Origin of the sequence: Pediococcus cellicola (genome assembly GCF_001438655.1) — a bacterium.
GTDB lineage: Bacteria > Bacillota > Bacilli > Lactobacillales > Lactobacillaceae > Pediococcus > Pediococcus cellicola.
In genome coordinates this window covers 131062-157884 of record NZ_JQBR01000003.1, presented here as the reverse complement: position 1 = coordinate 157884, position 26823 = coordinate 131062, and the positions used below count along the sequence as shown (strand labels likewise).

General features: G+C 38.1%; 27 protein-coding genes. 17 read left to right on the top strand and 10 right to left on the bottom strand.

What is annotated here, in order from left to right; genetic code table 11:
- Positions 1–714: 714 nt before the first annotated feature.
- From IV80_RS03935 to IV80_RS03910, 6 genes are all read right to left on the bottom strand, one after another.
- Positions 715–1977, bottom strand: a complete 1263-nt coding sequence (locus IV80_RS03935; RefSeq protein ID WP_057749810.1) for a chloride channel protein — start codon at positions 1975–1977, stop codon at positions 715–717.
- Between the two features lie 233 nt (positions 1978–2210).
- A complete protein-coding gene (locus IV80_RS03930; protein WP_057749807.1) occupies positions 2211–2969 on the bottom strand; it encodes an ABC transporter permease in 759 nt (252 codons plus the stop codon).
- Positions 2966–3889, bottom strand: a complete 924-nt coding sequence (locus IV80_RS03925; RefSeq protein ID WP_057749805.1) for an ABC transporter ATP-binding protein — start codon at positions 3887–3889, stop codon at positions 2966–2968. The genes IV80_RS03930 and IV80_RS03925 overlap by 4 nt, the downstream gene beginning before the upstream one ends.
- Positions 3890–3902: 13 nt before the next feature.
- A complete protein-coding gene (locus IV80_RS03920; protein WP_057749802.1) occupies positions 3903–4229 on the bottom strand; it encodes a DUF1048 domain-containing protein in 327 nt (108 codons plus the stop codon).
- On the bottom strand, positions 4222–4551 hold the full coding sequence (locus IV80_RS03915; RefSeq protein ID WP_057749799.1) for a PadR family transcriptional regulator: 330 nt from the start codon (positions 4549–4551) through the stop codon (positions 4222–4224). Before IV80_RS03915 ends, IV80_RS03920 begins: the two co-directional genes overlap by 8 nt.
- A 132-nt stretch (positions 4552–4683) precedes the next feature.
- Positions 4684–5094 (bottom strand): VOC family protein, encoded by a 411-nt coding sequence (locus IV80_RS03910; protein ID WP_057749796.1) that lies wholly within the window; start codon positions 5092–5094, stop codon positions 4684–4686.
- Between the two features lie 191 nt (positions 5095–5285).
- On the opposite strand from IV80_RS03910, the gene IV80_RS03905 reads away from it, so the two are divergent.
- The 3 genes from IV80_RS03905 (at position 5286) to IV80_RS03895 (ending at position 7718) form a co-directional block, all read left to right on the top strand.
- Positions 5286–5837, top strand: a complete 552-nt coding sequence (locus tag IV80_RS03905) for a GNAT family N-acetyltransferase (RefSeq protein WP_057749793.1) — start codon at positions 5286–5288, stop codon at positions 5835–5837.
- A 448-nt stretch (positions 5838–6285) separates the two neighbouring features.
- A complete protein-coding gene (locus tag IV80_RS03900) occupies positions 6286–6834 on the top strand; it encodes a helix-turn-helix transcriptional regulator (RefSeq protein WP_057749790.1) in 549 nt (182 codons plus the stop codon).
- A gap of 59 nt (positions 6835–6893) precedes the next feature.
- Complete coding sequence (locus tag IV80_RS03895; protein ID WP_057749787.1) at positions 6894–7718, top strand: hypothetical protein; 825 nt, start codon at positions 6894–6896, stop codon at positions 7716–7718.
- Between the two features lie 164 nt (positions 7719–7882).
- Here IV80_RS03895 and IV80_RS03890 read toward each other — a convergent pair whose 3' ends face one another.
- Both IV80_RS03890 and IV80_RS03885 read right to left on the bottom strand, forming a co-directional pair.
- On the bottom strand, positions 7883–8980 hold the full coding sequence (locus IV80_RS03890) for an acyltransferase family protein (RefSeq protein WP_057749784.1): 1098 nt from the start codon (positions 8978–8980) through the stop codon (positions 7883–7885).
- A 92-nt stretch (positions 8981–9072) separates the two neighbouring features.
- Positions 9073–9942: a LysR family transcriptional regulator gene (locus tag IV80_RS03885; RefSeq protein WP_057749781.1), complete on the bottom strand. Its 870-nt coding sequence runs from the start codon at positions 9940–9942 to the stop codon at positions 9073–9075.
- Positions 9943–10071: 129 nt separating this feature from the next.
- On the opposite strand from IV80_RS03885, the gene IV80_RS03880 reads away from it, so the two are divergent.
- Genes IV80_RS03880 through IV80_RS03850 form a run of 7 tightly spaced genes read left to right on the top strand, consistent with a single transcriptional unit; the run spans position 10072 to position 16948 of the window.
- Positions 10072–10974, top strand: coding sequence for an ACP S-malonyltransferase (locus IV80_RS03880; RefSeq protein ID WP_057749778.1), 903 nt, complete (start codon positions 10072–10074; stop codon positions 10972–10974).
- Between the two features lie 43 nt (positions 10975–11017).
- Positions 11018–12661, top strand: a complete 1644-nt coding sequence (gene mdcA, locus IV80_RS03875) for a malonate decarboxylase subunit alpha (protein ID WP_057749775.1) — start codon at positions 11018–11020, stop codon at positions 12659–12661.
- A gap of 24 nt (positions 12662–12685) precedes the next feature.
- Positions 12686–13498: a triphosphoribosyl-dephospho-CoA synthase gene (locus tag IV80_RS03870; protein WP_057749772.1), complete on the top strand. Its 813-nt coding sequence runs from the start codon at positions 12686–12688 to the stop codon at positions 13496–13498.
- A 1-nt stretch (position 13499) separates the two neighbouring features.
- On the top strand, positions 13500–13799 hold the full coding sequence (locus IV80_RS03865) for a malonate decarboxylase subunit delta (RefSeq protein ID WP_057749769.1): 300 nt from the start codon (positions 13500–13502) through the stop codon (positions 13797–13799).
- Entirely contained in the window at positions 13789–15459 is a 1671-nt protein-coding gene (gene mdcD / locus IV80_RS03860) for a biotin-independent malonate decarboxylase subunit beta (protein ID WP_057749766.1), read from the top strand. The genes IV80_RS03865 and mdcD overlap by 11 nt, the downstream gene beginning before the upstream one ends.
- A complete protein-coding gene (locus IV80_RS03855; RefSeq protein ID WP_057749763.1) occupies positions 15459–16094 on the top strand; it encodes a malonate decarboxylase holo-ACP synthase in 636 nt (211 codons plus the stop codon). The genes mdcD and IV80_RS03855 overlap by 1 nt, the downstream gene beginning before the upstream one ends.
- Positions 16095–16150: 56 nt before the next feature.
- Positions 16151–16948, top strand: coding sequence for an alpha/beta fold hydrolase (locus IV80_RS03850; protein ID WP_057749760.1), 798 nt, complete (start codon positions 16151–16153; stop codon positions 16946–16948).
- Between the two features lie 101 nt (positions 16949–17049).
- On the opposite strand, the gene IV80_RS03845 is transcribed toward IV80_RS03850, so the two are convergent.
- Complete coding sequence (locus tag IV80_RS03845) at positions 17050–18039, bottom strand: AraC family transcriptional regulator (protein WP_057749757.1); 990 nt, start codon at positions 18037–18039, stop codon at positions 17050–17052.
- A gap of 126 nt (positions 18040–18165) precedes the next feature.
- On the opposite strand from IV80_RS03845, the gene IV80_RS03840 reads away from it, so the two are divergent.
- Genes IV80_RS03840 through IV80_RS03815 form a run of 6 tightly spaced genes read left to right on the top strand, consistent with a single transcriptional unit; the run spans position 18166 to position 24196 of the window.
- Positions 18166–19515 (top strand): MFS transporter, encoded by a 1350-nt coding sequence (locus IV80_RS03840; protein ID WP_057749754.1) that lies wholly within the window; start codon positions 18166–18168, stop codon positions 19513–19515.
- On the top strand, positions 19516–20982 hold the full coding sequence (gene rhaB, locus IV80_RS03835; RefSeq protein ID WP_057749752.1) for a rhamnulokinase: 1467 nt from the start codon (positions 19516–19518) through the stop codon (positions 20980–20982).
- Complete coding sequence (gene rhaM / locus IV80_RS03830) at positions 20983–21297, top strand: L-rhamnose mutarotase (protein WP_057749749.1); 315 nt, start codon at positions 20983–20985, stop codon at positions 21295–21297.
- 19 nt (positions 21298–21316) lie between these two features.
- On the top strand, positions 21317–22588 hold the full coding sequence (locus tag IV80_RS03825; RefSeq protein WP_057749746.1) for an L-rhamnose isomerase: 1272 nt from the start codon (positions 21317–21319) through the stop codon (positions 22586–22588).
- 47 nt (positions 22589–22635) lie between these two features.
- Entirely contained in the window at positions 22636–23478 is an 843-nt protein-coding gene (rhaD, locus tag IV80_RS03820) for a rhamnulose-1-phosphate aldolase (RefSeq protein ID WP_057749743.1), read from the top strand.
- 37 nt (positions 23479–23515) lie between these two features.
- The gene (locus tag IV80_RS03815) at positions 23516–24196 is read left to right on the top strand and encodes a YczE/YyaS/YitT family protein (protein ID WP_083490509.1); all 681 of its coding nucleotides are present in this window, start codon (positions 23516–23518) and stop codon (positions 24194–24196) included.
- Positions 24197–24243: 47 nt separating this feature from the next.
- Here the strand turns inward: IV80_RS03815 and IV80_RS03810 are convergent, their stop codons facing one another.
- Positions 24244–25431, bottom strand: coding sequence for a hypothetical protein (locus tag IV80_RS03810; protein ID WP_057749741.1), 1188 nt, complete (start codon positions 25429–25431; stop codon positions 24244–24246).
- Positions 25432–25621: 190 nt separating this feature from the next.
- On the opposite strand from IV80_RS03810, the gene IV80_RS03805 reads away from it, so the two are divergent.
- Complete coding sequence (locus tag IV80_RS03805; RefSeq protein ID WP_057749738.1) at positions 25622–26812, top strand: metal-dependent hydrolase family protein; 1191 nt, start codon at positions 25622–25624, stop codon at positions 26810–26812.
- Positions 26813–26823: the final 11 nt, after the last annotated feature.

Sequence of the window (26823 nt, the reverse complement as noted above, 5' to 3'; positions counted from 1 at the left end):
ATCTTGTAAGATCATCAACATATAAGCATGGTATTTGCTAAACTATATTTTTAATTGATTACATTTCTGTCTAGTTGATTTTTAAGATTTCATAGAAAAAAACAGCAAGTTTTCAATTTGAAATAGTCATAAGAAATTGAACTGGGGTAATTAATATGAATGGATAACTGAAAATACAAGGTGACCTAAATATATTTAGAACGCGATTGGGAATGTTAGAAAATACCAATGAAAAACAAAGAGTACTAGAAGCTACCAATAATTTTTTTGGATGCAATTTCTAAACATGATGTGATTGATTTTATTCTAACTACTAAAGACGATGAGTTTATTAAAGAAATCACTATTTTAAGAAGTATTTCTACGCATAAAATTGATTTGGATACTCAATCAACTGTATTGTTTGAAGAAATTTGTGAGTTGATTCTTCAAAATCGAACAAATATACTTGTTTAGTTGGTGATTGTAAATTGAATTTTAAAATTTCGGTTATAGTTGATAATTCAATATTATGAATTTTGAGTAAGGGTGAGCTAAATAAAAGACAAAAACATTTCATGTCAGGTTGGGGCGTAACTCAGATAAAATACCAACATACAGATCGATATTAACAAATATTTGATACGCAGCGTAATACACACGACCAGTACGTATTCTATGTCCAAAGTAAAACAAAGACGTTCTCCGCAAGAAACGTCTTTGTTAAGTATATTATTAAAATATATTTAAGCCATGCAACCAATCACCAATCTGGTCAAAAACGGTTGGCGCGTATTTGGTATAGCGTCGTTGTAGTGATTTTATGAGCATCAATAAAATAGTCGCTAAAATAACAAATGGTAACAAGTTTATCGGGGCGAACATGATAGCCATCAAGCTTCCCACCAATAACGGTGATTCCAAGATAGCAGAACTTACACCTATTGCCACCATGACCATCACGAAAGTTCGATCTAAGTTTGGTAGTAGTTGACTTATAGCTAATCCTTGAATGGTTGCTGAGAAGAGCACAGGAAAAATATCGCCACCAACCCAACCTGTATTAAGTGCAATGGTTAACAATAATAATTTAGCAAATGAAATAGCGGTTAAATACAGTACCGAGTGACCAACCCAATTGGTTGTAAACAGATGAAAATTATGCTGGCCAGAAAACAAAATTTCGGGTGCTAAGAGGCTGGATACGTAAATAGCAAGTCCGCCAAGCGTAATCAATGCCACTTCATGAAAAATCCGAGACTGAATGACCTTTCGAATTTCAATCATCACTTTTAGGTATACATGACCAACTGCGTAACTCACCAGTAAAATCAGTAACATCCAACCGAGTTTTTCATAATGCCAGTTGGAATCGCCAATTCGAATAATCAGCGAGGGCTCTCCAAAGAGGTTATAAACAATGGAAAATCCTAAAACACCGTTTAAAAAGTAAACGATCTTGGTCATCTTCTTATTTAAAAAAATCCCACGATGTTCAGGAGAATCCTCACGGTGAATTCGGTACTGATGTGGTATCAGTAGGACTCGTAATACCATGAGCCAACTTGATTTTTTTAGTTTCGCATAATTAGCTTCAACGTATCTCAATTTGTCACCAATCCAAATACCATATAGCACGGTAGAGCTCACTAATGTTGCCTCTGGTCCTAAACTAGTTCCGCTGACCAAGATGATTGCCGGAATCACCATTTGCGCCAGTAAAGTGTGATAGTTGGCTGTTCCTTTTTGTCGAATTTCAGCCATGACATTACTAAAGTTACGTGGTAGTTGACCAAAATGTTTGCGTGTTAAGAAGATCACAATACCGATTACTAGTAAAATGATGGCATTAGTTACAGGGCGAGAAAAAGCGTCGACATTTTTATGCCAAAAGAATTCAATTAGAAAGCTCTGTAACACGTAGAATAAGCCCAAAATAAACCCTGCTATGACACTTAGACCCAATCCATACATAAAAATCAGGAATTTTTTTCGCATAAGTTGTACCTCTCTAAAAATAAAAAGTCCATTGTCCATTTAAACATAGATAGGCTGAAAAAAATAGGTCATCAGCGATTAGCAATAGTATGTGGTCAATCATTGATTAATATGAATCTAGAACACTTTTTAGATTTATAGTTTTGTGAATCAAAAACACTCTATAAATTTTAAGACTTTTGCGTCTACAATTTACAGAGTGTAGTCATCGTTAGCGGGCGCACATCAAACGGTTAAACATGTCGATAAATACGTGTGCCAAGCAAGTAAGAAATGAGGGTAATTGCAATGATCCAAGCTAACGCGATCCAACCATGATTGCCGATTGGCTGAGCAGTTAATAATTGGCGAATAGCTTGAATAATGTGGGTAACTGGCTGATTTTCGGCAAAAACTTGAATGACTTTGGGCATGCCGGTTACCGGAACAAACGCAGAACTGATGAACAGCAAAATTAGGACCAAATAGGAAAAGGCACTAGCGCCATCGACACTTTTCGCCGCTAAAGCAAAAGGCACTGATAGCCAAGTGATGGCAAGCGCAAAACCCATCAAGATTAGAATGGCTAGTCCCCATTCGGCAAAATTTGCCTGACTTCGAAAACCAATTAAAAATCCAACTAACAGAACAATTAAGGTAGAAGTCATCATAAAAATGACCAAGGCGACAGCTTGACCGTTTAAAACGGCCGATTTGGAAATTGGTAAGGATTTGAAACGATCAAACATACCTGACAACTTGTCTGTATTGATTCGCAAAGCAGTATAGGCTGATCCTGTTGCGATGGTCATCAATAAAATTCCGGGCAACACATAATTCACATATTCTGCATGGCTAACACCAGGAATTTCGATGGATCCACCAAATAAATAGACCATTAAAAGTAACATCATGATGGGCATTAAAATAACGGTGATGATGGTATCCAGGCTACGTAAATTGTGCTTAATTAAGCGACCAGCTAAGGTAAAAGTGTCCGTTATAAAAGTCATAATGAAGCTCCTTTCGTCAATTTCAGGAAAACATCATCCAGGGTAGGTGAAGTTACCTGAAAAGTGTTTGGTTCAATTTCATTTGTGGAGAGAAGATGCAGTATTTTTAAAACACTCTGCATACTGTCGGGTAATTCTACATTGATAGAAACTTCATCAATAAGTTGGACTTTAAAATCAGTTAAGAGTGTTTGAGCTTGTGCTAATTGTTCAGAAGTTAGAAAAATTAGTTGTAATTTTTCGGAACCAGCAAGATGTTTCATTTCACTAGGGGTGCCAGTAGCAATGATTTTTCCTTCACCTAAAAAACCGATTTTATCTGCTAATTGATCTGCCTCTTCTAGGTATTGGGTGGTTAGAAAAATAGTTTTTCCTTGCGATTTAAGCTCACGAATAGTTTGCCATAAATCATTTCTACTGCTTGGATCTAAGCCGGTGGTTGGTTCATCTAAAAATAAAATTTCAGGATTACCAACTAGGCTCATTGCTAAATCCAAACGTCGCCGCATCCCTCCCGAGTAATCAGCCACTCTTTTTTTGGCAGCATCGGTTAACTTGAATTGGACTAATAAATCTAATGCGAGTTGCTTAGGATGAGCTACATGCCGCAGTTTAGCGATTAGAACCAAGTTCTCATATCCGGTTAGAATGTCATCGACAGAAGATGTCTGGGCACTAAAACTAAACAACTGTTGAACTTGGCGTAAATCTTTGGTGACGGTCAAATTGTTTACCAAAACATTTCCTTGATCGCTGTCTAATAAACCGGTAATAATTTTTAAAAGCGTACTTTTTCCGGCTCCATTAGCACCCAAAAGGGCATAAATACTGCCCGGTTGAACTTCAATTGAAACTGAATCTAAAACCAATTGCTTTTTAAAACGCTTTTTAATATTTTTCACTTCAATTATGGGGGTCATGATAAGTCCCTCCTTATTTTTTATAGGAATCGCGTAGCTTTTGACGCTGTTTGTCCATCCAGGTTTCCTCTGGATATTCCCTTAATAAATTGTCTGCAAAGGCGGCAATGTCGTCTCCAACAACCGCTTGAATTGGCTCACCGTCAGCTACTGCAGCCTCAAACATGTCAAGAATTGAATAAAGTAGCCCTATCATGCCGTCTCCTTTGGCCCAATTCCAAAGATACTTTTCTAAGGCTAGCATGGTGTGACGATATTCCGGTGGTAAAGCTTCAATTCGTATTTTATATAGACGATATGCTTTCTTTTCCTGCCGTAATTTTTTTAAATACTTAAACATGATGATCCTCCTTTAAGTGATCCATTTGGGCCGTCAAAAATGTCCAGTGTTTCCAAAACAAAGTCAATCTTTGCTGACCAGCATCATTAAGCTGATAAAATTTACGTGCTGGTCCCAGGGACGATTTCTTTTTTTCGACGGTCACTAATTGTTGCTTTTCTAGACGCATTAAAATGGTATAAACGGTGCCTTCAACCACATCCTCAAAACCATGATCATTTAGATTCTTTGTGATTTCATAACCATAAGTTTCACCTTCACTTATGATCTGGAGCACAATGCCTTCCAAAACGCCCTTAAGCATTTCCGTTGAGATTTTCATGAGTTCCTCCTAGCTACTTAGTCTTAAAGAGTACTGCTACATAGTAAAACATAGTAGCTAATCTGTCAAGAATTTATATTAAAAAAGGGAACTTGAATATTAAAACATTCAAATTCCCTGTATTTTCAATAGTCAATGACTTGATGCACGATGTACGAGTTGCCAGGTAATTCCGAATTTATCAGTTACCCAAGTTGCTTTGTCGAATTGTTGGATAGCTTCGGGACCCATAAGCACAATGCCATCTTGTGATAATTGATTAAAAACCTGATCAAATTCGTTGGTGTCGGAAAATTCAATATATTGTGAAGTCTGCCAACTGGCTGGTGGCGCTTGTTCTGTCGTGAAATCAAGTGCGTAAAATGGTTCGCCCATGATGGTGAAGTCAGCATTTAAAATTTTGCCAATAAGGTCAGGGGCATCGTGTGAAAAATAATGAAATTGAATTAATTTACTGTTAGGAAAAGTCTTAACGTAAAAATTAACCGCAGCTTCTGCAGTTCCAGGAAAACTAAAGAATGTAATGGGGCGATTTTGCTTCATAAGTTTCAGCTCCTCAGTTGACGTGTATTTTGTATGGCTAGTGTATCATGATAGGGCTTTCACATGAATTTCTTTGCCCGTAAAAATCGTTGATGATTACAAGTTAGCTATCTCTGCCACTAACAGACACGTATTAGTCTAGTTAGAAAAGTATTATAATATATCTAATTATAGGAGAGAAGGCGTATATAATGTTTGCTTATCAAGTTAATGACAATTTGAGTTTAGCATTACCTAACCCGGAGAAAGACGCGGAAAAACTTTTCGCAGCAATCGAAGATAGTCGTGAATCAATGCAAAAATGGTTACCTTGGGTGAAAGATGTTCGATCTGTTGAAGACGAATTAAAATTTTTAAAACACGTTAATGTAAATTTTGGAAAAGGTGAGTCCTTAAACGTTGTAATTTGGTGGAAACAGAAACCAGTGGGCATGATTAGCTTTAATCACATCAAGAAGGCCAATATGAGTGCCGATATTGGTTATTGGTTGGCAAAAAAAGCGCGAGGACAAGGCGTGATGCACCAAGCATTATTGGGGATGGTGGACATTGGTTTTAAAGATTATGGGTTGAACCGGTTAGAAATCGAAGCTGCCGTGGGAAATGATGGTAGTAATCATGTGGCTCAAAAGGCTGGGTTTAAGTTGGATGGCACTTTGCGAGCCAATATTCGATTATTAGATGGCCAGTATCATGATCACAATTTATATTCCCTTTTACGAAGTGAATGGCAAAAAGCCTAAGTTTTGAACTTCATAACTGGGTAGTTAAAGCAAAATATGAAGTTAAATTAAGTTGAAAAGTGACGAAAATAAACGTTACTTTTTTTAATTTTCTAATTACTGTGTGAAGATTTAACTTCAATTGCGGTTTAAAAAAGAATGGCTCTAAAAAATTAAGTTCAAAATTGGGATAAAAAAACGCAACTGATGTAAACTGCTTAGATTGCTGTTAAATGGGGATGCGCAACTGCAAGTGACACTTGATGTAAAGCAGAAGTTGCCCCAATGTAAACCGCCATTTGGGGAATGTAAACAATGCGTTGCCCCTTTATGTATTTTTCTTAATCGAAATAGATAATAAATAAAGTCTTCACAAGGACTAATATACTGGTATGTAACAGGTTTGTTGCTTTATTTGTTGATCAAAGTTTCTCATACTAGTAATTGTGCAAAGGAAGAGGGGGTTCAAATGTCTTTAGGCGATTCATTAAAGCATGCGCGTATAAATAAAAGTCTAACCCAAGAATCGGTTGCAAAAATATTGTTTGTGACAAGACAGACAGTTTCGCGGTGGGAACAAAACAAAACGCTACCTAACATTTATGTTTTAAAAGACCTAAGTTCGCTTTATGGCTTGTCTTTGGATGAATTAATCTCTGAAACCAAAGCACAAATTAAGCATAATGAGGAGATTAGGCCAATGAATAAAATAAACTGGTTTGCATTATTTGGAGTGATTGCGTTTAACATAGTGTTATTTTCTTCGGGAGCTATCATCGTTGTTGCGATGCTTGGAGCACTTTGGGTAATTACGGCAGCTTTTATAATTTCACCGCTGCTATTATTGATTGGATTAATTACTGGCACGCAAATATACCCAATTTTATCTACATTGTTATGTGCTCTGATATTTATCGTTGGCTTGGGTTTGTATCCGATCGCAAAACGTGCAACCCACTATCTAGTGACGTTTTTTGTGGGTTATGTAAAATATAATCGACGAACAATTTATAAATAGAAACTATCTTAAAAATCGTTTTTGTGGGGGGACAAGTTAAGAGAAAGGAAGTGCTCACTTTGAATGATGAAATAGAACAACTATTGGAGAATGTAGATGGTGATACAGAAATCGCTCGAAAAACTAAAGAGTTACCTGAAAAGACTCAAAAATATTATGTACATGGTGAGCTAGTCGCTATTTGTATAACATGGGAAAATGAGATTCATCCATTCGCGTTATATTTTACTGTATATGAAAAAAATGCTCAGAATGAAACACTAAATTTAAAAATTTTACATCATATACGACAAAAGGCCTTAAAATCAAATAAAGATCGACTTATTACTCGTGATTTTGCACCACAAGGACATTTCAATCGTTGGTTACAAATGCAGAATTTTAAATTAGTTCGAACTACAGTAGAACCCCAAATTGCTACAAAAGATGTTCATGTACAGAATGAAAAGATTCAATTTCAAACGGCCCATCAGGTTAAACAAAATAGTTATTTGTTAAAGCAACTAGTAAGCAAGTGTTATGCGCGTTACAAACAGGTTCATATGATTAATCCAGTGGCTAGTATGTCCAGAGAAAGATGGCAAAAAATTATTTTTCAAGATCAAATAGATTCTGCACCATTGATTACAATAAAAAAGGATGAAATCTTAGCGTATGAATTTCTTTTTGAAGATGCCACTAATTTGGTCACGTTAGGATGGAATGGACAAAACGTGTCAGGAGAACTGAATAAATTGCAAAATATACAGTTCCAATGGATCAAGGAACGATATGAATTTATTGGTGGTGAATTTGACTCTACTGATGAATTGGCAATAGAGACGAGTAAAAACTGGAATTTCCCTAAAGAAAAACGATATGAAACATTTATAAAGATGCTTTAACACCATTCTTTAGATTTTTTGTAAACCTCAATTATAAAATGCACCACACACTATATTTGGGAAACAAAACTAATTTATTTTAATCGAAACAAAAGACGACCGTTACGAATTTTCGCTTCGGTCGTCTTTTGTGTTTTTAATCCTGTTTGACTAAATGAATAATTTTAGAAGTTAAATTTATGTTTAACGGCAAACCAACTTACATGAAAAACATAAGCGGAAGTGAACGCCAAAATCCAAGTTAAGATGTAACAACAGATAATAGCCCAAACTGGATGATTATTGCTAAGACTATTCCCGAATATATGCCAGATGACTTGTAGCCAAAAAACATTTGATAAGTATGCACGATAGGCATAAGTTGCCAAGAAATGCATGGGTTGTAGGACCCGTGAGTGTTGGCGAATATTTAGAAATGCTAACGCAGCTACCAAACCAATAATAGCCAGAGCATAAAGCGTCATTGACGGCTTGTAATAAATGGCGTTTGCCAAGTTTACGGGATGACCAAAGGATTTTAATTCCAAATTAGTCCAGATAAATGTGCCAACCAGAATAATAGCTATGATCCCCCAAAAACGGCGAAGGAGATTCTCCAATTGATGATGTTTCTTCCAAGCCAATGAACCGAAAATACCGTAAATAATAAAGCTAACGAAAAGGCGATCTAACAGATACCAGTGCTGCATTTGGGGACCATAAAACACAAAATGATCATAAAAGAACAACCAGATAAAATAACCGATAGTCGTAACTAATAAGGTTCCGTAAAGACGATGGGTTGATTTTACTGCCCAGCGAGAAAGCCACCAGAAAAACGGCATTAAAATGATGAACTGAAGCATCATTGTGTTGTACCAAAGATGAGGGGCTGCATTTCCGTTAATGAAGTGCCACAGAAAGCTACCCAAATTATGATAATGGTTAACCTGTTGTACATTGGGCATAATCAAGAGATACGCGAGTGTCCACCAAAAAGTAGGGACAAATAAAGCCGAAAATTGTTTGGCCATATAACTGCCATAATCGGATAAATGAGCATTTTCGTGCGTTCGAATTGTGGAAAAAAGAATCCCAAAAATGAAGGCTGGTGCAGTATACTTCACCAGATTATAGACGATGCCAATTCCAGATTGGGTTGCTAAACTAGGGCCTGTTTTTAAAACGAGTGAAAGCACCGTCTGCATCATCACTGCCGTACAGGCGAATACTTTCATGTAGTCACCAACGTCCGCGGCTGGCGGAGTTGTTCTTGTTGTCATTGAAGTTTGCCACCTTTATTGAATTTGTGAGATCAATCAAAATGGCGAAGTAAAATCAACGTAAATATAGCAGGTTATTTTCATTTGCGCAACTATATTTTTAATTCTTGCTTTTGTGCAGCTACAAATATTTCAACGAGTTCATTACTAATTTCGCGCTGAATTGTGTTCAATTGATGTGCAGGAGAACAGAGGTAAATCGTGCGACGCATCGTGTGCGGTGTGAGGCGGGCAAGATGCAAGGACTTGCCGACTGTTTGCCAGGTGACAGCCGGAATAAAACCGACGCCAACACCAGCATCAATAAGACCACGAACAGTTGCAGGGTCATCCGTTTCATATTTAAATTTAATAGATAAGCCTTGTTTTTGAAAATACGTATCAATTGTTTTACGTAACTGATTTTGACTTCCTAGGCCGATAAACTGGGTGTTAGTTAAAGTAGCTGCTTGAACAGTGTCGTTAGGATAACTGGATTTCCAGCCCACAAAAATTTCTTCACTAATGATGGGTGCTACGAAATATTTCGGAATTTTTCGCGTGGTGACAATGAAATCATACTGTTCAAGATCGGTATCCATTTGAACGTGTTGGGCAATATTCAATTGCACCTTAGGTAAATTTTGTTGGATGCGATTAACAATTTGAGGAATTAAGGTGGACCCAACTTCAAACAAAATGGAAATAGGTTGTTCTGTAGCTTGAACACCGCCTGAAACAGCAGAGATACCACGGTCAAGTAAATTCAAACTATCTTTGACATAGCTATAAAAAAGTTTGCCTGCCCGGTTTAACTTAATGGTTCGGCCAATTCGGTCAAAGAGTTTGACGTTTAGTTCTGACTCTAGTTGTTTAATTGTTTTGCTGACAGCAGATTGGGAGACAAATAGTAACTCGGATGCTTTAGTAATGCTTTGTTGACTAGCGACAACAGAAAAGTAACGTAGATGTGTTAAATTCATAAATTAGCCTCGCTTTATTGTTAACCATTTGGTTAAGTATCTTTCCAACTTTGTATTATACATATTTCAGAATCAACATTAAAGTAAGCAGTGTGAGATCAATTCATAAGAAAGCTGGCGTGTAAAAGGATGAAAACCCTATGGATGTTTCCAGGACAGGGTTCGCAACGACGAGGAATGTTAGCAACTGTTGATCCAAATTTGAAAAATAAAGTGACTGAGTTGACAGGTGTGAATTTGGAAGATACGGACCAAGGCTATCTGGACTCTGTGCAGATTCAGTTAAGTATTCTAATTCTACAAATGGATCAGGTAAATCAATTAAGAGCGGAAAATAAACAGCCCGATTTAGTAGCTGGACATTCTTTAGGTGTGTTTGCTGCAGCATATGCAGCCGGAGTGATTCGTGCGGATGATGCGATTAAAGTAGTTGCACAGCGAGCCAATTTAATGCAAAATGCATATCCTGATGGTTATGGCATGGGTGTCATTGTAGGATTGCTACGCAAAGAAGTTACACAGATTGTCACTGATCATTTTGATGAAGCCCATCCAGTTTATGTATCCAATCAAAATTCACAGTTACAAGTCACAGTTTCAGGAAATATTGTTGGTATTCAAACGGTGTTAGAAAAGGCAAAGGCTCAGGGAGCACAAAAGGCCAAACTATTGCGTGTACCGGTCCCTTCTCATTCACCTTTGATGAGAGGTGTTGCGAAGAAACTAACTGAAGCATTAAGTAAAGTAACTTTGAAGGCCCCTAATTGCATTTATTTAGCAGATTACAACGGACATGCCACAAGGGACGTGAAAAAAATAGCCTATGATTTAGGAAATAATCTCTCATATCCGGTGTATTGGGATGTCATGATGGCAATTGCACAAGAGTATTTAACTACAGTTTCCGTTGAATTTTCGCCGGGACATGTGATGACTAACTTGTTAAAAGCCAAAGCACCTGATATTAAGACGATTACCTTAGCAGATATGGCTATGGACGATGCTAAATTTTTGTTGAATAAATGGGCTTAGTAATTAGTGAAAAAATAATATAGATAATTAAAGGAGTTAAATCATGAGTGAGATTAAAAGTTGGACAACTCATCGCGATGCAAAACGACAAAAACTTGAAAATGCCGCAAGCCTTTTAGATGGAAAGTTTGCCAAAACCAAAGATGCAAAAGCTTTGTTAGAAACCTTGATTGATTCAAATGATAAGGTCGTTTTGGAAGGCGATAATCAAAAGCAGGCAAGCTTTTTATCAAAAATTTTGGCGAGTGTTGACCCGGAAAAAATACACGGTTTGCATATGATTATGTCGAGTATTTCACGTCCGGAACATTTAGATTTGTTTGAATTAGGTATTGCAAATAAAATGGACTTCTCATTTGCGGGACCACAAAGTACGCGTGTGTCGCAAATGATTGCCGATGGAACAATGCAAGTTGGGGATATTCATACGTACCTTGAGTTATACGCACGTTTATTTATCGACCTGATTCCTAATGTTGTCCTCGTAGCTGCTGATAAAGTTGACCATGAAGGGAACTTATACACTGGTAATAACACTGAAGAAACACCGGTAATCGTTGAATCAGCGGCATTTAAAGATGGTATTGTGATTGTACAAGCTAACGAAGTGGTAGATAAAGTACCACGTGTTGATATTCCTAGTGACTGGGTAGATGTGGTTATTCCTGCTGATGAGCCTTATCAGTTGGAACCATTGTTTACACGTGATCCACAAAATATTACGGAATTACAAATTCTGATGGGCATGATGGCCATTCGCGGAATTTATGAAAAACACAATGTACAGTCTGTTAACCACGGGGTTGGGTTCAATACAGCTGCGATTGAGTTGTTATTGCCTACCTATGGCGAACAACTAGGTTTAAAGGGCAAAATTGTTCCTAATTGGGAAGTTAATCCAACGCCAACTTTAATTCCAGCAATCGAAAGTGGTTGGATCAAGTCCATTCACAGTTTTGGTGGCGAAGTCGGCATGGAGAAATACATTGCAGCTCGCCCAGATATCTTCTTTGTAGGTAAAGATGGCAGCATGCGATCCAACCGAGCTTATGGTCAAATGGCTGGTCAGTATGCTTTGGATATGTTTGTGGGTTCAACCTTACAAATTGACCAATACGGAAATTCTTCAACCGTTACCAATGGTCGTTTATCCGGATTTGGTGGGGCACCTAACATGGGTAGCAATCCTACTGGACGACGTCATTCCACACCTGCTTGGCAGAGTTTGCGTCCTGATAATGATCCTCTTGGCAAGGGACAGAAGCTAGTTGTTCAAATGGTTGAAACCTTTGGAGCTAACAAGAAACCTGTTTTTGTTGATCATCTTGATGCTGAGGAAGTTCGTAAGGAAGCTAAATTAAAGAACGTGCCAATCATGATTTATAGTGAAGACACCACCCATATTGTGACTGAAGAAGGAATTGCCTATCTTTATAAGACGGATAGCATGGCAGAACGTCAGGCCGCTATTGAAGCAATTGCGGGCGTCACACCAGTCGGATTACGCAGTGATGCAAAGACATTAGCTGACTTACGTGCACGTGGTATTGTAGCATTACCAGAAGACTTAGGTGTTTCTCGTGGTCAGGCAAAACGTTCATTATTAGCAGCACAGACGATGGATGATTTAGTAGAGTGGTCAAATGGATTATACAATCCACCGGCAAAATTCCGTAGCTGGTCATAATGATAAGTTGGAGTGAAAGCTGAAATGAAAGTAAGGATTGCTGAAAACCTAGCTACGCAGGCGGTACAGGCGTTAAAATGGGAAGCTAACTTTGCACCCAAACCAGGATTGGTTACAAAAGTATCTAATGGCTCGCATACAGATATGGATATCGCGTTATTTATGCGTTCCGCAGATAGTTTATATGAAACTTTTCGGCAGATTGCTGAGACTGCACAAAACATGTCCATTTCACTCAACTTACGAGAAAAAATTGGGTCACTTGGCCGTGAAGGTGAAGAGGCAATGCTTCAAGCTACTCAAGGTGTCAATACACATAAAGGTGCCATTTGGGCCTTAGGCGTGTTGATAGCGGTCATCAGCAGTCAAGAAACAGCGGACTTGCCAACTATTTTGCAAATGGCTGGCAAATTGGCGAGTTTTCCTGATCGATATGTACAGACGCATCCTCAAACAACCTATGGTATACAAGCTAAACGAAAATATAAAGTTATTGGCGCCCGCGAAGAAGCTGCGAGTGGCTTTCCTCACGTGGCAGCGGGTTTGAAATTAGTGCTAGGTCAAGCAGAGGTCACACCACAACAGTGGTTGCGTGTGTTGTGCCTGCTGTATGCCAGTGTAGATGATACCAATGTGATTCATCGCAGTAGCTTGGCAGTTTTACGTGATTTTCAAAATGAAGCGCGACAAGCACTGGTAGCTCCTGTGGTTGAAGAGAGTCCCGCTTTTCAGCAATTAAATCAAATGGCGGTCAAGTACCAGATTTCGCCGGGCGGCTGTGCGGATCTATTTGCAGCAACTTACTTTTTACACAATTTAAATATCAAGGAGAATTAAAATGGAAAAACTAACATTTTCATTTAAAAATACAAAGCCAGTTCAGCATCCGGTTCATGTAGGTGTCGTTGCATCTGGTGATTTAGAAGTTATCTTCAAGCCAACATCGGCGAAAGAAACAACGCTGCATATTGTGACTGGTAGCGATGGCTTCAAAGAAGTTTGGCAAAATGTTTTAACGCGCTTTTTTGATCGGTATCCGTTACTAGCAGATATTGAAATTAACGACTTTGGTGCAACGCCAGGGGTGGTTAACTTGCGATTAACTCAGGCAATGGAGGCGTTAAACGATGAAAAATAGTTTTGTGGAATTAAGCGGACGTGATCGGGCACTCGCCTTACTGGATAAGGGAACGGCTCGCGAATTGGTAGGGCCTTTTGATGATATGATTTCGCCACATTTGGAGCCACAAGGGATTGTGCCTGAAAGTGATGATGGTGTCATTTTAATGAAGGGTCAATTGGAGCACAAAAACGCCCTAGTTATTTCAATTGAATCTGCTTTTCAAGGTGGAGGCATTGGTGAAGTGAGTGGTGCCAAAATTGTGGCAGCTCTCGAACAAGTTTTGAAAGATAATCAAAACGGCACCGAAATTTATCCCATTATTATTTTGGATACTGGTGGTGTTCGTTTACAAGAAGCTAATTATGGCTTACTCTCAATTTCTGAGATTCAAAATGCCGTTATTGCGATCAAGAAATATGTACCGGTTATTGGTTTAATTCCAGGACGTGTCGGTTCATTTGGCGGTATGTCAATTACCTCAGCAATTTTGTCTTACTTGATTGCAACTAAAAAAGCGCGTATCGGTTTAAATGGTCCTGAAGTAATTGAACAAGAAGCTGGTGTTCGTGAATTTGATTCCAGTGATAAGGATTTGATTTGGGATACATTGGGCACCAAACAACGTGCAGCTACAGGAATTGTAGACGAAATTGTGGATGATTCTGTTGAAGTGATGCGCGACGCCGTAACAGCGGCCATTGCTGAGAAAAAGGATGCCAAACGCACAGAAAAAGCTGATTTTTACCTTTCCTTGTTGGACAAGTTAGATATGAGCCAACCTTTAAATACCACTGAGTATCGGCAACGATATCAAGACGTTGAAACAGTGGCTCATCCGATCATTGATGCCGTATCGACAAATGATGAGAAGCCAAAGAGCCGTGGGCGTCTCTGGTTTGAAAAGTTAACTGGTATTCAAAATGCAGAAACTAATGTCCCGACTGTGTTGCAGGCTACTGTAGGTGGAAAAACTTACATTGCTATTGTGCCAGATCCAAAGAATCGTTTTCCGCGGGTACAAAATGGTGAAGCCGGATTACAAGAAGGTTTTGCCATTGCAAATGTAGTAAACAAGGTGATTAAAGAGGATGCTGACAAGGATACAAAACGACCAATTATTCTTGTTGTGGATGTTCCTAGTCAGGCTTATGGTTATAAAGAAGAGTTAATTGGGATTCATGTGGCTTTAGCTTCGAGCGCAGCAGCATATGCAAAAGCGCGTCAGGCAGGTCATCCAGTTATTTCCTTTATCCCTGGAGATGCCGTTTCTGGTGGCTTCTTGGCTCATGGATTGCAATCAAATCGGATGATTGCTTTAGACGATGATTCCATTACGATTCAAGCCATGTCTAAAGCCAGTGCAGCCCGCATTACACAACGCACGATTGCAGAGCTTGAAGAAGCAACTAAGCATGTACCAGCGATGGCCTATGATATTGATAATTACGAAAAATTGGGTGCTTTGTACAAATTAGTTAAGGATGTTTCTTCATGGGATGCCAACGATCAGGCTGTGACAGAAATTAAGAAAATCATTGATGAAGCCGTTGAAAGTGCGCGCCAGGGTGAGAATAATTTACACTTCCGTTATGAAACCAAAATTGCTAAAGAAAGTGGTCGTGTAGCAACCTTAAAGATGCGTCAAGCTGTTGCTGATCAGTGGCATGTGTCATAATGACTTACTTTCCACACGATTTAATTAAGTTAAATGAAGTTCAACATTTGGTAAACTTCGCTGAATTGCCACAGTGGGCTAAAGATTCTTTGTTACGAGCTCCTTTTGTAGTTGTGCGCCGCGGCTCGCAGATTAACGGTCAAATTCCGGTTGGTATTCGTGGCCTTTTGAAGGCACAACGGGCTGCTGCAGTGATAGCCGAGAAAAATGTGGCTCAAAAAATTTCACCTTTTCAACTGGTTCAGAGTCAAAAGTGGACTTTTGTGGAAAAAATACGACAACAATTACCTGTTTTCCAGGCATTGCCAGCAGTTGTTCCCATATTAGAGCCATTTGAGTGGGGCATTGGGGGTAGTTGTGAGTACGAACTGGCAAGTGGTGTGCACATGGTGAATGTGAACAGTGATTTGGATATTATTGTGAAGCATTTTGCAAAACTAAGCGTGACTCAAGCCCAAACTTTGCTCGCAAAACTGAATCAGTTTGGTGTGCACATTGATTTGCAGGTAGTTACTGGTCAAAACGGCTTTTCGTTAGAAGAATTTGCGAATGCGAGAAGTCAGACGGTCTTAATTAAGACGAGCAGTGGCCCAAAGTTGGCAACTGATCCTTGGCAAGCGATTCAAGAACTATAATTCAAAAAGTGTCGTAACTTTGGGTTACGACACTTTTTGGAGTGAAAGGAACTTTTATGAAATTCAAAACTTCGGATGGTATCAGTTTAGATTATACAGATCAGGGCACAGGATATCCTGTAGTTTTTGTGACCGGCTTTGGTGGCTACAAGGAAATTTGGACACTGCAAGTTCGGTATTTACTGGAAATGGGATATCGTGTTGTGACGTACGATCATCGGAATCAAGGTGCCTCACAGCGTGTAAAGAAAAATGATTCGTTCACAAGATTGATTTTGGATTTAAGAGAGTTGATCCAGTATCTGCAACTTGAAAAACCGATTTTGGTGGGGCATTCTATGGGTGCTAGTATCTGCTACGGTTACATTGCCAAATTCAGGCAGGTGGCAGGTATTATCGGTGTGGATCAGACTCCAAAAATGTTGAATACTGCGACGTGGCCATTTGGTTTTATGAATGCCACAGCAACTAATTACAAACAGGTGGCAAGTCGTGAACCTAGAATTAAAGAAACCTTACATGGTCTCAACCGGGATGTTCTTGACCGCCTGTTAGTACAAAAAAACCGACATCCCTTTGAACGTTCCCGAAATATAGAACTTTTAGAAAAGCATTTTACTAAGGATTGGGTATCAACGTTGAACGTTAGTGAGATTCCTGTACTTTTAATTGCTGCTATTCAGAGCCCGTACTACGATGCGAAATTTGTTGATGCAATAGCGCAAGTGAATAAAAATGTTTATGGTGCCAAACTGAATAATTGTGGACATGTTATCATGGCAGAATTACCGAAGGAGTTCAATCAGTTATTAAGACATTTTGTATTGAAAAATCGGCACCGACAAGTTGGATAGCTGTTATTTGGCGGTTTGAATTTTGAGTATTCATTTTAGAAATGCAATTAAATAATCTACGTAATCTATCAAATAAAAATTCGATAGGTTACGTAGATTTTTTAGATATCTAAGGTTTCTCGGTCTTTTCCAGGAGTTGAGTGATAAAACTGTTTGTACTTCTTATAAAAGAAGGTCTTATTCGAGATGCCCACTTGTTCCATGACAATTGTGACAGGCATAGTTGTTGAAGAAATCAGATTATGAGCTTGAATTAAGCGTTCTTGAGTTAAAATTTCGCTAAATGTTTTTCCAGCTTCTCGTTTAAATAAATTACTCAAATAATTTTCGCTGTAACTATAGTGATCGGCTAGTTGTTGGAGCGTAATAGTTTTGTATTTTTCAGAGACTGTTTTTAATATTTCAATAATTAGTTTCTGCTGTTTACTTGAATGCTTATTGTTTGAAAGCGGGTATTCCCGGACTAATTGAGTGAGCAAAATTGAAAGATAAGATTTAATAATGGAATTTGAGAAATCTCGCTTTAAGAAATATTCGTCAATAATGTGTTCAATCGTTTCTTTGATCTCACTTCCGTGTTTCTTGGGAAAAAGCAGAAAATCTTTTTGAGATGACGTATTACTTACAGTGTGACTGAGTAAGAAATCGTATAAGACACTATTATTACGCATCAAATCACTTAAAAAATTGATACTAATAGTTTGTTCACGAAAAAGTATGTTTATGAGAATGTCATCTTCGCCTAACGCTTTGATAGCATGTTTTGACCCAATATCGAGTAATAGTAGATCTCCCGCGTTTAAAATTAACTCTTTGCCGTCAACAATTTCCGTGGCACTACCATGCAGCATGTAATTCATTTCTAAAAAGGTGTGCGTGTGATTAGGATAATCGGCAAAGCGATTGTGTTTGCTTATATAGATATCACGATTGCGAAAGAAAAAATTATTTAGCACCCTTGTATTTGCCTGTTTTGATAAATTAGCGTTAATCGCCTTTGAAGGTAGATCTTCACAAAACTTGTGAGATTTTTTCTGTTGTAATTCTAGTGACGTAATATTTTTAAGAATATTGAGTACTCGTGTGTTCATAAAAAATCCTCCTGTAAATATGATACTCCAAAAGCATGTATTTGACATTGTTGGATCATTAAGTAAGCGGTTACAATGTCCTTGTAATCAATTGAAACCGTTTACTAAATAAGGAGGGCACATGTCATGAGTGAAAGTAAAACAGGATCTATTAAATCAACAATTGCCGTTTCAATTACGAATTTTTTAGATTCTGGCTCAATTGTAGCAGGAGCTAGTGGATTGACCTTATGGACTAAGGCTCTAGGCCTTTCAAGTTTTCAAGTAGGTCTACTAGGAGCTCTAAGTGCAAATGCATTTGGTGCAGCTGTAGGTGCATTAATTGGAGGACATTTATCGGATAAATATGGCCGAAAGGTTATTTATACCTATGATATGTTAGTCTACATGCTTGGAACGATAATTGTGGCACTCTCATTTAATTTTCCAATGCTGCTGTTAGGATTTTTGGTAACAGGCGTTGCTGTGGGAGCCGGTGTTCCAGCTTCATGGACTTATATTTCTGAAACCTCTCAGTCAACTAATCGAGCAAAGAATATTGGAATTTCTCAATTTGCTTGGTCATTAGGACCAGCATTAATCTTTATCGCAGGTACTTTACTAGCACCGATTGGATTAATTGGAAATCGAATTATTTTCGGCTTATTAACGATAATTGCGTTTATTGGCTGGAGATTACAAAGCAAATTACATGAGTCACAGGCTTGGGTTGATCAAAAGGCTCGTGAAAAAGCGACCAATGAAAAACCACATCCTTACAGAGATCTTTTTTCAAATGCTGTTAATATTAAAACCTTACTATTTTTGATTGGTGTTTACATGTTCTGGAATTTGGTTGCCGGAGCAATGGGATTCTTTATGCCATATGTATACGAAACGGCTGGCGGCTTAAGCAATATGGAAGCTAATCTGTTACAAGCAGTTTTGTGGATCTTTACAGCATTAGCTACTTATTTCGGTTTTGCTCAATATGGGGATCGCGCAAATCATCGGATATTCTTTTTTGTTGGGTCTGCGATGGCGGTTGCTTCTTGGATTGTCCTAAGCTACGCAGGTATGAATTGGGTAAGCTTATGGGTTTTCGTCACAGTTTGGGGAATCTCAGCAGGAATTGGCGCGCAAGCTTGGTACGCACTTTGGGCTACAGAACTTTTTCCAACTAAATATCGTGCCGGTTCACAAGGCGTTATGTTTTTTGTGGTTCGCTTGTCAGCAGGCATTTGGTCCATAATTTTCCCAACAATTTTGACAAATATGGGATTCAAAGCAGCCGGAACTTTCATGATTGTGTTATTAATCATTTCCTTAGTAATTGGCACTATTTGGACACCGCAAACTCGTGGGAAAACACTGGATGAAATTACTAGGGAGCGTTATAGCAAACAAGTTACAAGGGAAAAAGTGGTTAAGAATACAAAGTCACCAAACAGAAAATCTGGTTCTACAGGAGTTCATTTAACAGGAGGTGCAAAGTAAATGAAAGCATATATTGCTGTTGATATTGGGGCGTCAAGTGGACGTTTAATGCTTGGTGAGCAAGAAAATGGCCGTCTTTCGTTAAAGGAAGTTTATCGATTTAAAAATGGTTTTTCTAAAGAAGATGGACATGATCGCTGGAATATTGATCATTTAATTCATGAAATTTTTAAAGGCTTAGAGAAAGTTAAGCAAATGGGTATCAATGATGTGAAGCTAGGAATTGATACTTGGGCTGTTGATTATGTGCTGGTTGGTATGGATGGCAAAAAATTAGAAGACCCAATCAGCTATCGAGATAAACGGACGCATAATGCGATTCAAAAATTAACGAGCCAACTGCCAAAAGAATATATCTATGAAAAAACGGGTATCCAGTTTCAAGATTTTAACACGTTGTATCAGTTATATACAGAAAACCGTGGGTTACTTGCCAAAGCTGACAAGATCATGATGATTCCTGATTACATTGGTTATGTACTGACAGGCAATGCTGTTACAGAGGTCACAAACGCATCAACCACGCAAATGTTGAATTTACGAGTTGGACTATTTGATAAAGATTTACTTGCAGAAGTCAACGTTTCTGAAGAGCAATTTCCACATTTGGTTGAATCTGGAACCGTGCTTGGTAATGTGAGTTATCACTGGCATCAAAAGTATGATATTCCAAATGTTGAAGTCATTACGGTTGCCACACATGATACGGCATCTGCAGTTGTAGGAACTCCTGGAGTAGGTGATCGTTGGGCGTTTTTGAGCTCTGGTACGTGGTCTTTGCTAGGATCGGAGTTGAACGTTCCAGAAAATGGGCTTCAGGCTTTTCATGAAAATTACACTAATGAGTGGGGAGCATATGGCACATATCGATTTTTGAAGAATATTATGGGACTTTGGATTGCACAATGTGTGCGACATGAATTAGGTGATGAATATAGCTTTGATGACTTAGCTGATATGGCAGAAAAAGTAAAACCCTTTGAACAGTTTATCGATATTAACGATGAGCGGTTCGTAAATCCAGAAAATATGATTAATGAACTGCAAAGCTATTGCAAGGAAACTAATCAGAAAGTACCAGAGACACCTGGTGAGCTCTTTCAAGCAATTTATTCAAATCTTTCATTATTCTATGCAAATGAGTTATCAAAGCTAGACGAAATTCTTGGTTATCACATTGATACATTGAACATTGTCGGTGGCGGTAGCAATGTTGGGTTAATGAATCAGTTAACCAGTACTTTAGCCAATGTTAAGGTTGTTGCGGGTCCAGGAGAGGCCACTGCGATTGGAAACATTATGGTGCAAATGATTGCTTCTGATGAAGTTGAAAATGTTCATGCGGGGCGTCGACTGATTGCTAAATCATTTGATTTGAAGAAGTATCAACCAGAAACAAATAAATTTGGCAACATTTTGAAACAGTATCAAAAATTTATTCAAAATCCTGTGAAGGAGATGGTATAAGTGGTTAGACTGGGACAAGTTATGTATTTGCATAAGGATGCCTACAAAGAATATCAAAAGAGACATTCGGAATTATGGCCACAAATGAAATTAGCTTTGCACGAATATGGCGCATCGAATTATTCAATTTTTTTAAATAAGAAAACGGGTCAAACGTTTGCCTACTTGGAAGTGCCAAGTGTGGAGACGTATAACAGAATTGCTGACACTGATATTTGCAAAAAATGGTGGAAATATATGGAACCATTAATGGATACTAATCCAGACAATAGTCCTGTCACAACAGATCTTAAGGAAGTTTTTCATTTAGACTAAAAATTAGGAGGAAACAATGATGGCTAAAACAGAAGAAGTTGAAAAGGCATATCAATTAGCGAAGGAACGTTACGCTGAGCTGGGTGTTGATACAGATAAAGCAATGGAACAATTAAAGAAAGTTAAACTTTCAGTTCATTGCTGGCAAGGCGATGATATCCATGGATTCTTAAATCCAAATCAAGAATTAACTGGTGGAATTGGTGTTTCTGGTAATTATCCTGGTATCGCACGTACACCCGATCAATTAACTGGTGACTTGCATGAAGCATTGTCTTTAATTCCAGGTAAACATAAAGTTCAATTACACACACTTTATGCAGTTACAGATAAAAAGAAAGACTTTAATGAAGTTGGCCCTGAAGATTTTAAATACTGGGTTGATTGGGCTAAAGAAGAGGGAATAGGGCTTGATATGAACCCAACATTCTTCTCACATCCAATGGTTAAAAATAATTTCACCTTAGCTAGTCCAGACAAATCTGTCCGAGATTATTGGATTGAAGTTGGTAAAAAGTCTCGAGAGATTTCTAATTACTTTGGCAAAGAGCTTGGCCAACGCTCCGTTAATAATTTCTGGATTCCAGATGGCTTCAAAGATAATCCGATTGATAAACAGTCACCGCGTGAACGCTTGATTCAATCATTAGATACTATTTTTGAAAAGAAATATGACGAAAATAACACAATTGAATCTGTTGAAGGTAAGTTATTTGGGACTGGAATTGAATCATACACTGTTGGCTCACATTTGTTCTACAACAATTATGCAATTAGTCGAGGAAAGTTATGGACCATTGATGCTGGACACTGGCATCCAACAGAGGATGTCTCAGATAAGTTCTCGGCATTCTTACCATTTGGGAAAGGCTTAATGTTACATGTTTCTCGTCCAGTACGTTGGGACAGTGATCATGTCGTAATCTTTGATGACGCTTTAACTAGAATTACGCGTTCCTTAGTTCGTGATAACGAATTAAGTCGTACGAATATCGGACTTGATTTCTTCGATGCCACTATTAATCGTGTTGCTGCTTGGGTTATTGGTGCACGTGCTACCCAGAAAGCGTTATTACAAGCTATGTTGGCACCAATTGATGACTTGAAGAAGGCTGAATTGAACTTCGATTTCACAAAACGATTAGCTGTTACTGAAGAGTTGAAATCATATCCATTCGGTGCTGTTTGGGATGAATTCTGCTTGAAGAATGATACGCCAGTTGGTACTGATTGGCTTAACAATATTCATGATTATGAACAAAAAGTTCAGTTTCCTCGTGATGAAAAATAATTTTTACTGATTTAACAAACAAAAAATAATTTTAAGAGGCGGAAGACATGAAAGACTTTATTGAATCTAAATATGTACACGAAATGGCACAAACAACGAATAATTTATATCGTCATGGCTGGGATGAACGCAATGGTGGAAACGTCAGCTTGCGTTTAACCAAAGAAGAAGTCTCACAATTTGCTGGCACGGATAAAGTATTACGCAATATTCCAATTGATTTTGATGCTAGTGAATTGGCTGGAAAATATTACTTAGTTACGGGTACTGGACGTTATTTTAAGAATATTATTGAATTTCCAGAACGTGATTTAGGTCTTATTCGGATTACCGATGAAGGAAACAGTGTTGACTTGATGTGGGGTTTTAATGACGGAGGGCAGCCTACTAGTGAATTTCCATCACATTTGATGAGTCATATCGAACGATTGAAGAAAGATCCAGATCAACGTGTCATTATGCATTGCCATCCTACGAATCTTGTAGCAATGAGCTTTACTAATCCGCTAAATTCTAAACATTTTAGTCGAACATTATGGAAGATGCATCCTGAATCAATCGTTGTCTTTCCAGAAGGTATTGGTGTTATTCCTTATATGTGTCCAGGTACAACAGCTATTGGACGAGCAACAGCTGAAAAGATGCAGAACTTTAGAGTTGTTGTTTGGCCGCATCATGGCGTTTTTGCTGCAGGTGATTCGTTAGATGAAACTTATGGTCTGGTCGAAACTGTTGAAAAATCGGCCTTGATTTATACAACGATTCAATCACAAGGTGGCGAAATTTTACAGAGTATTACTGATAAAGACCTTCATGATCTTTGCCACCGCTTCGATTTGAAGCCAAATCCAGAGTTCTTAAAGCCTGAAAAAGTAGCTGTAACAAACTAAACTCTAATAATGAAAGTTAAGTGATAAAGTGCGTGCTTTGGAAAGGAATACCACACTAGAAAATAATGATTGGGGTAAAAGATGGTCCTTTCTTGGCTTGTCATTACTCATAAATGCAACGGGCCATTCAATTACTATTGTGATGAACTTAGGAAGTGCCGTTTGGACCGCATCTGCAGTGAATCTGTATCATATGTGGCCACTTAGTTTGAGAGCTACGCTATTCCTTTGTGGAGTTGTTGTCGTCTTAATGAATGCGTTGCTTATTCAGCAATTTAATTGGAAAAGAATAATTGGGAATTTGTTATTCACCTTTCCGTTTAGTTACTTGATTCAATTATTTACACAGGTAATAAGTAAAACAGGCATAAATCAATTGCCTTTGAGTGTGCGGATTATAACTGATGTCTTTGGTATCTTGTGTGTGGCATTGGCAACATCCATTTATCAAAGAGCTAACATCATACTGCATCCCAACGATGATTTTATGCAGATCATTCGATTTAAATATATGAATGGAAATGCAACTCTTGCTCAGATGATTCACTACATTCCACCTGTTATCATTATGCTTATTACGTTTGTTATGACAAAACATCTGTGGGCGGTTAACATCGGTACATTAATTTGCTTATTTTTTCAAGGTACGTTCATTGGTTTCTTTGATAAACACGTATTTTTAAACTTAAAACATTATGGTTTGCATGTTATCAAATAAAAAATAGTTATGAATTCTATTGTGAATTCATAACTATTTTTTTTAGTTTAAATTAATTTCAAGAAAATTGATGCAATGATGACTGACGCAATTGACACAGTAGCAAAGCCGCCAACTAACATTTTTGGTAACATATTTTCTGTCAAAAATTCTTCTTCCTGCTCATTTTCAGCTACGCTATGGCAAATTTCGGTTGTTAGAATATAATCAGCTGGAAAACCAAATAAAGCAGTGAGTGAACAGGCAAAGGCCATTTCACGAGTCATGCCAAATGGTTTTGCCAATACGGATGAAGCAATGAACATTCCTAAAATGCCAAGTGCAATTAATACAATAATTTGAACTACAATACCACCCATAATTTGTGGTGTTGTTAAACTCAATTGTGCAAAGACATAGGCTAATAAACCATACATTAACCAGTTGAAGACACCGGCTTGGTTCAAAGCATTGTCTTCCAAGAAGCCAAGCTGATGCGCAACGACTCCAAAAATCAAACAAACCACATTTGCGTTGATGGCATTGTTAAGGAGGCCCGCCACCCAATTGCTAAAGAGGGCAACAAGGGCGATTCTAACAAGAATGAAAGCTGGTGTTTGATATTCATCAGGAAGATTGAAAATGCGTTGCTTAGGTTGTGCTGCGACGGCTTTTTTAGTCATTTTTGGGGCGTCTTCTTTAGCTTTTAAAGTGCCATCACGAAGACCAGTGACTAAACGGTGCCCTTCTTTTTTTAACATGACAGCAGTTAAGGGGTAGCCAATGACAGAATGGATAACATACATTGAGACTGGCAAAGCAACTAGCGTGGTAATACCAGCAGCTTTTAAACCATTCGTCATTAAAAGAGCAGCAACTAGACCACCAGTTAATGGCGGAATAGCGGCAACGACCGTGTGCCAATCGAAAATAACTGATCCCACAATTAAGGTTAAAATCAAAGTTCCTAAAACACCCAATAAAGCAATACATACTGCTTTCCATTGAGCAATTAATTCTTTCAGGTTCATCAGGGTTCCTAAGTGAACGAGTAAAATGGAAATACAAACACCCACAAACGGAGTGTCAAAAGAAGCTTGAGAAACAACATTTTTGGGAAGAATTGTCCAAAAACCAATGACGAATAAGACCGCAGTCACGAAAACAGATGGGATAAATGCTTTGGTAAGGCTGGAAACCCATTCACCAATTAACATGAAAAGCATGACACAAACAAATGCAATTAAGTATGACATATAAAAGCCTCCAAAATTCTATGTAAAAAATTAAAAATATTCTAATAGAACATTAATATAAGAACACCCATAAGTCAACGCAAAAAACGAATTATTTTTAACATCTCATAATTTTATAATTAAAAGCAAGTTTGACTAGACTGAAAATGAGAATTACAATCAAATACAAATATGCTTAAGGAGTGTAAAGATGACAAAAACGAACTATAAGAATTTTAATTTGTTTGATGGTGTGCATGAAAAATTACAAGTAAACGCCAATTTCACTGTTGATAATGAAACTGGCCGTCTTGTTGCTGGTGACAAGGCTGACGATGTTGTGGATTTAAAAGGAAAATATGTAATGCCGGGACTCATAAATGCCCATACTCATCTGATGATGCAGCCCCAGTCAAACAAGTTGGAATATCTTTCTGAAGCAGAAGTTACATTTAGTGCGATTGAAAATTTAAAAGAACTACTACGTTCAGGGGTTACTTATATTCGTGATTGCGGATGTGCCTTTGATGTTGATATCAAACTGGCTAAGTTGCAGCAAGAGGGTCAACATGTGGTTGGACCACAAATTTTACCTTCTGGTCGTCCAATGTCAATTACCGGTGGACACGGTGATTTTACAGAAGGTTGGGATGGAGATACCACTTGGGGTTATCTAACGGATTCAACTGACGAAATGCGTAGAGCAGTTCGAAAAGCATTTAAATATGGTGCCCGCAACATTAAAGTTATGGCAACTGGTGGCGTAATGTCTGCAACGGATCAGGTTGACGATACAGAATTAAGTTATGAAGAAATTAGAACGGCGGTTGAAGAAGCGCATTCCAAGCATATGACGGTGGCGGCACATGCTGAAGGTGCGAAAGGAATTCACAATGCTGTTAAAGCTGGTGTAGATTCAATTGAACATGGTTCATATGTTACGGATGAAGATATTGAATTGATGTTGCAGCAAGGGACATACTTAACACCAACACTAATTGCAGCTTATACCATTCCCAAATATGGACAAGGAAAATTACCGCAATATATGTTAGATAAAGCCAATGCTTTTATTAAAGACTATTTTGAAAGAATCGGCGCTGCAATTAAAGCAGGAGTCAAAATCTCCTTTGGTACGGATGCAGGAACACCATTCAATGGCTTTAAAGATACACCGTTCGAATTGCAGTTGTTAACGGAGGTAGGAGCTACTAATGTTCAAGCATTATTTGCGGCATCACAAAATAGTGCTAAATTGCTACATATTGATCAAGATTATGGCACATTGGAAATTGGAAAATTTGCTGATTTCTTAGTATTAGATTCCGATCCGGTAGCTGATGTAAAGGCTGTCCAACAAACCGATAAAAGTGTCTATCAACACGGCGCTAAAGTATATTAGTTCAAGGAGAA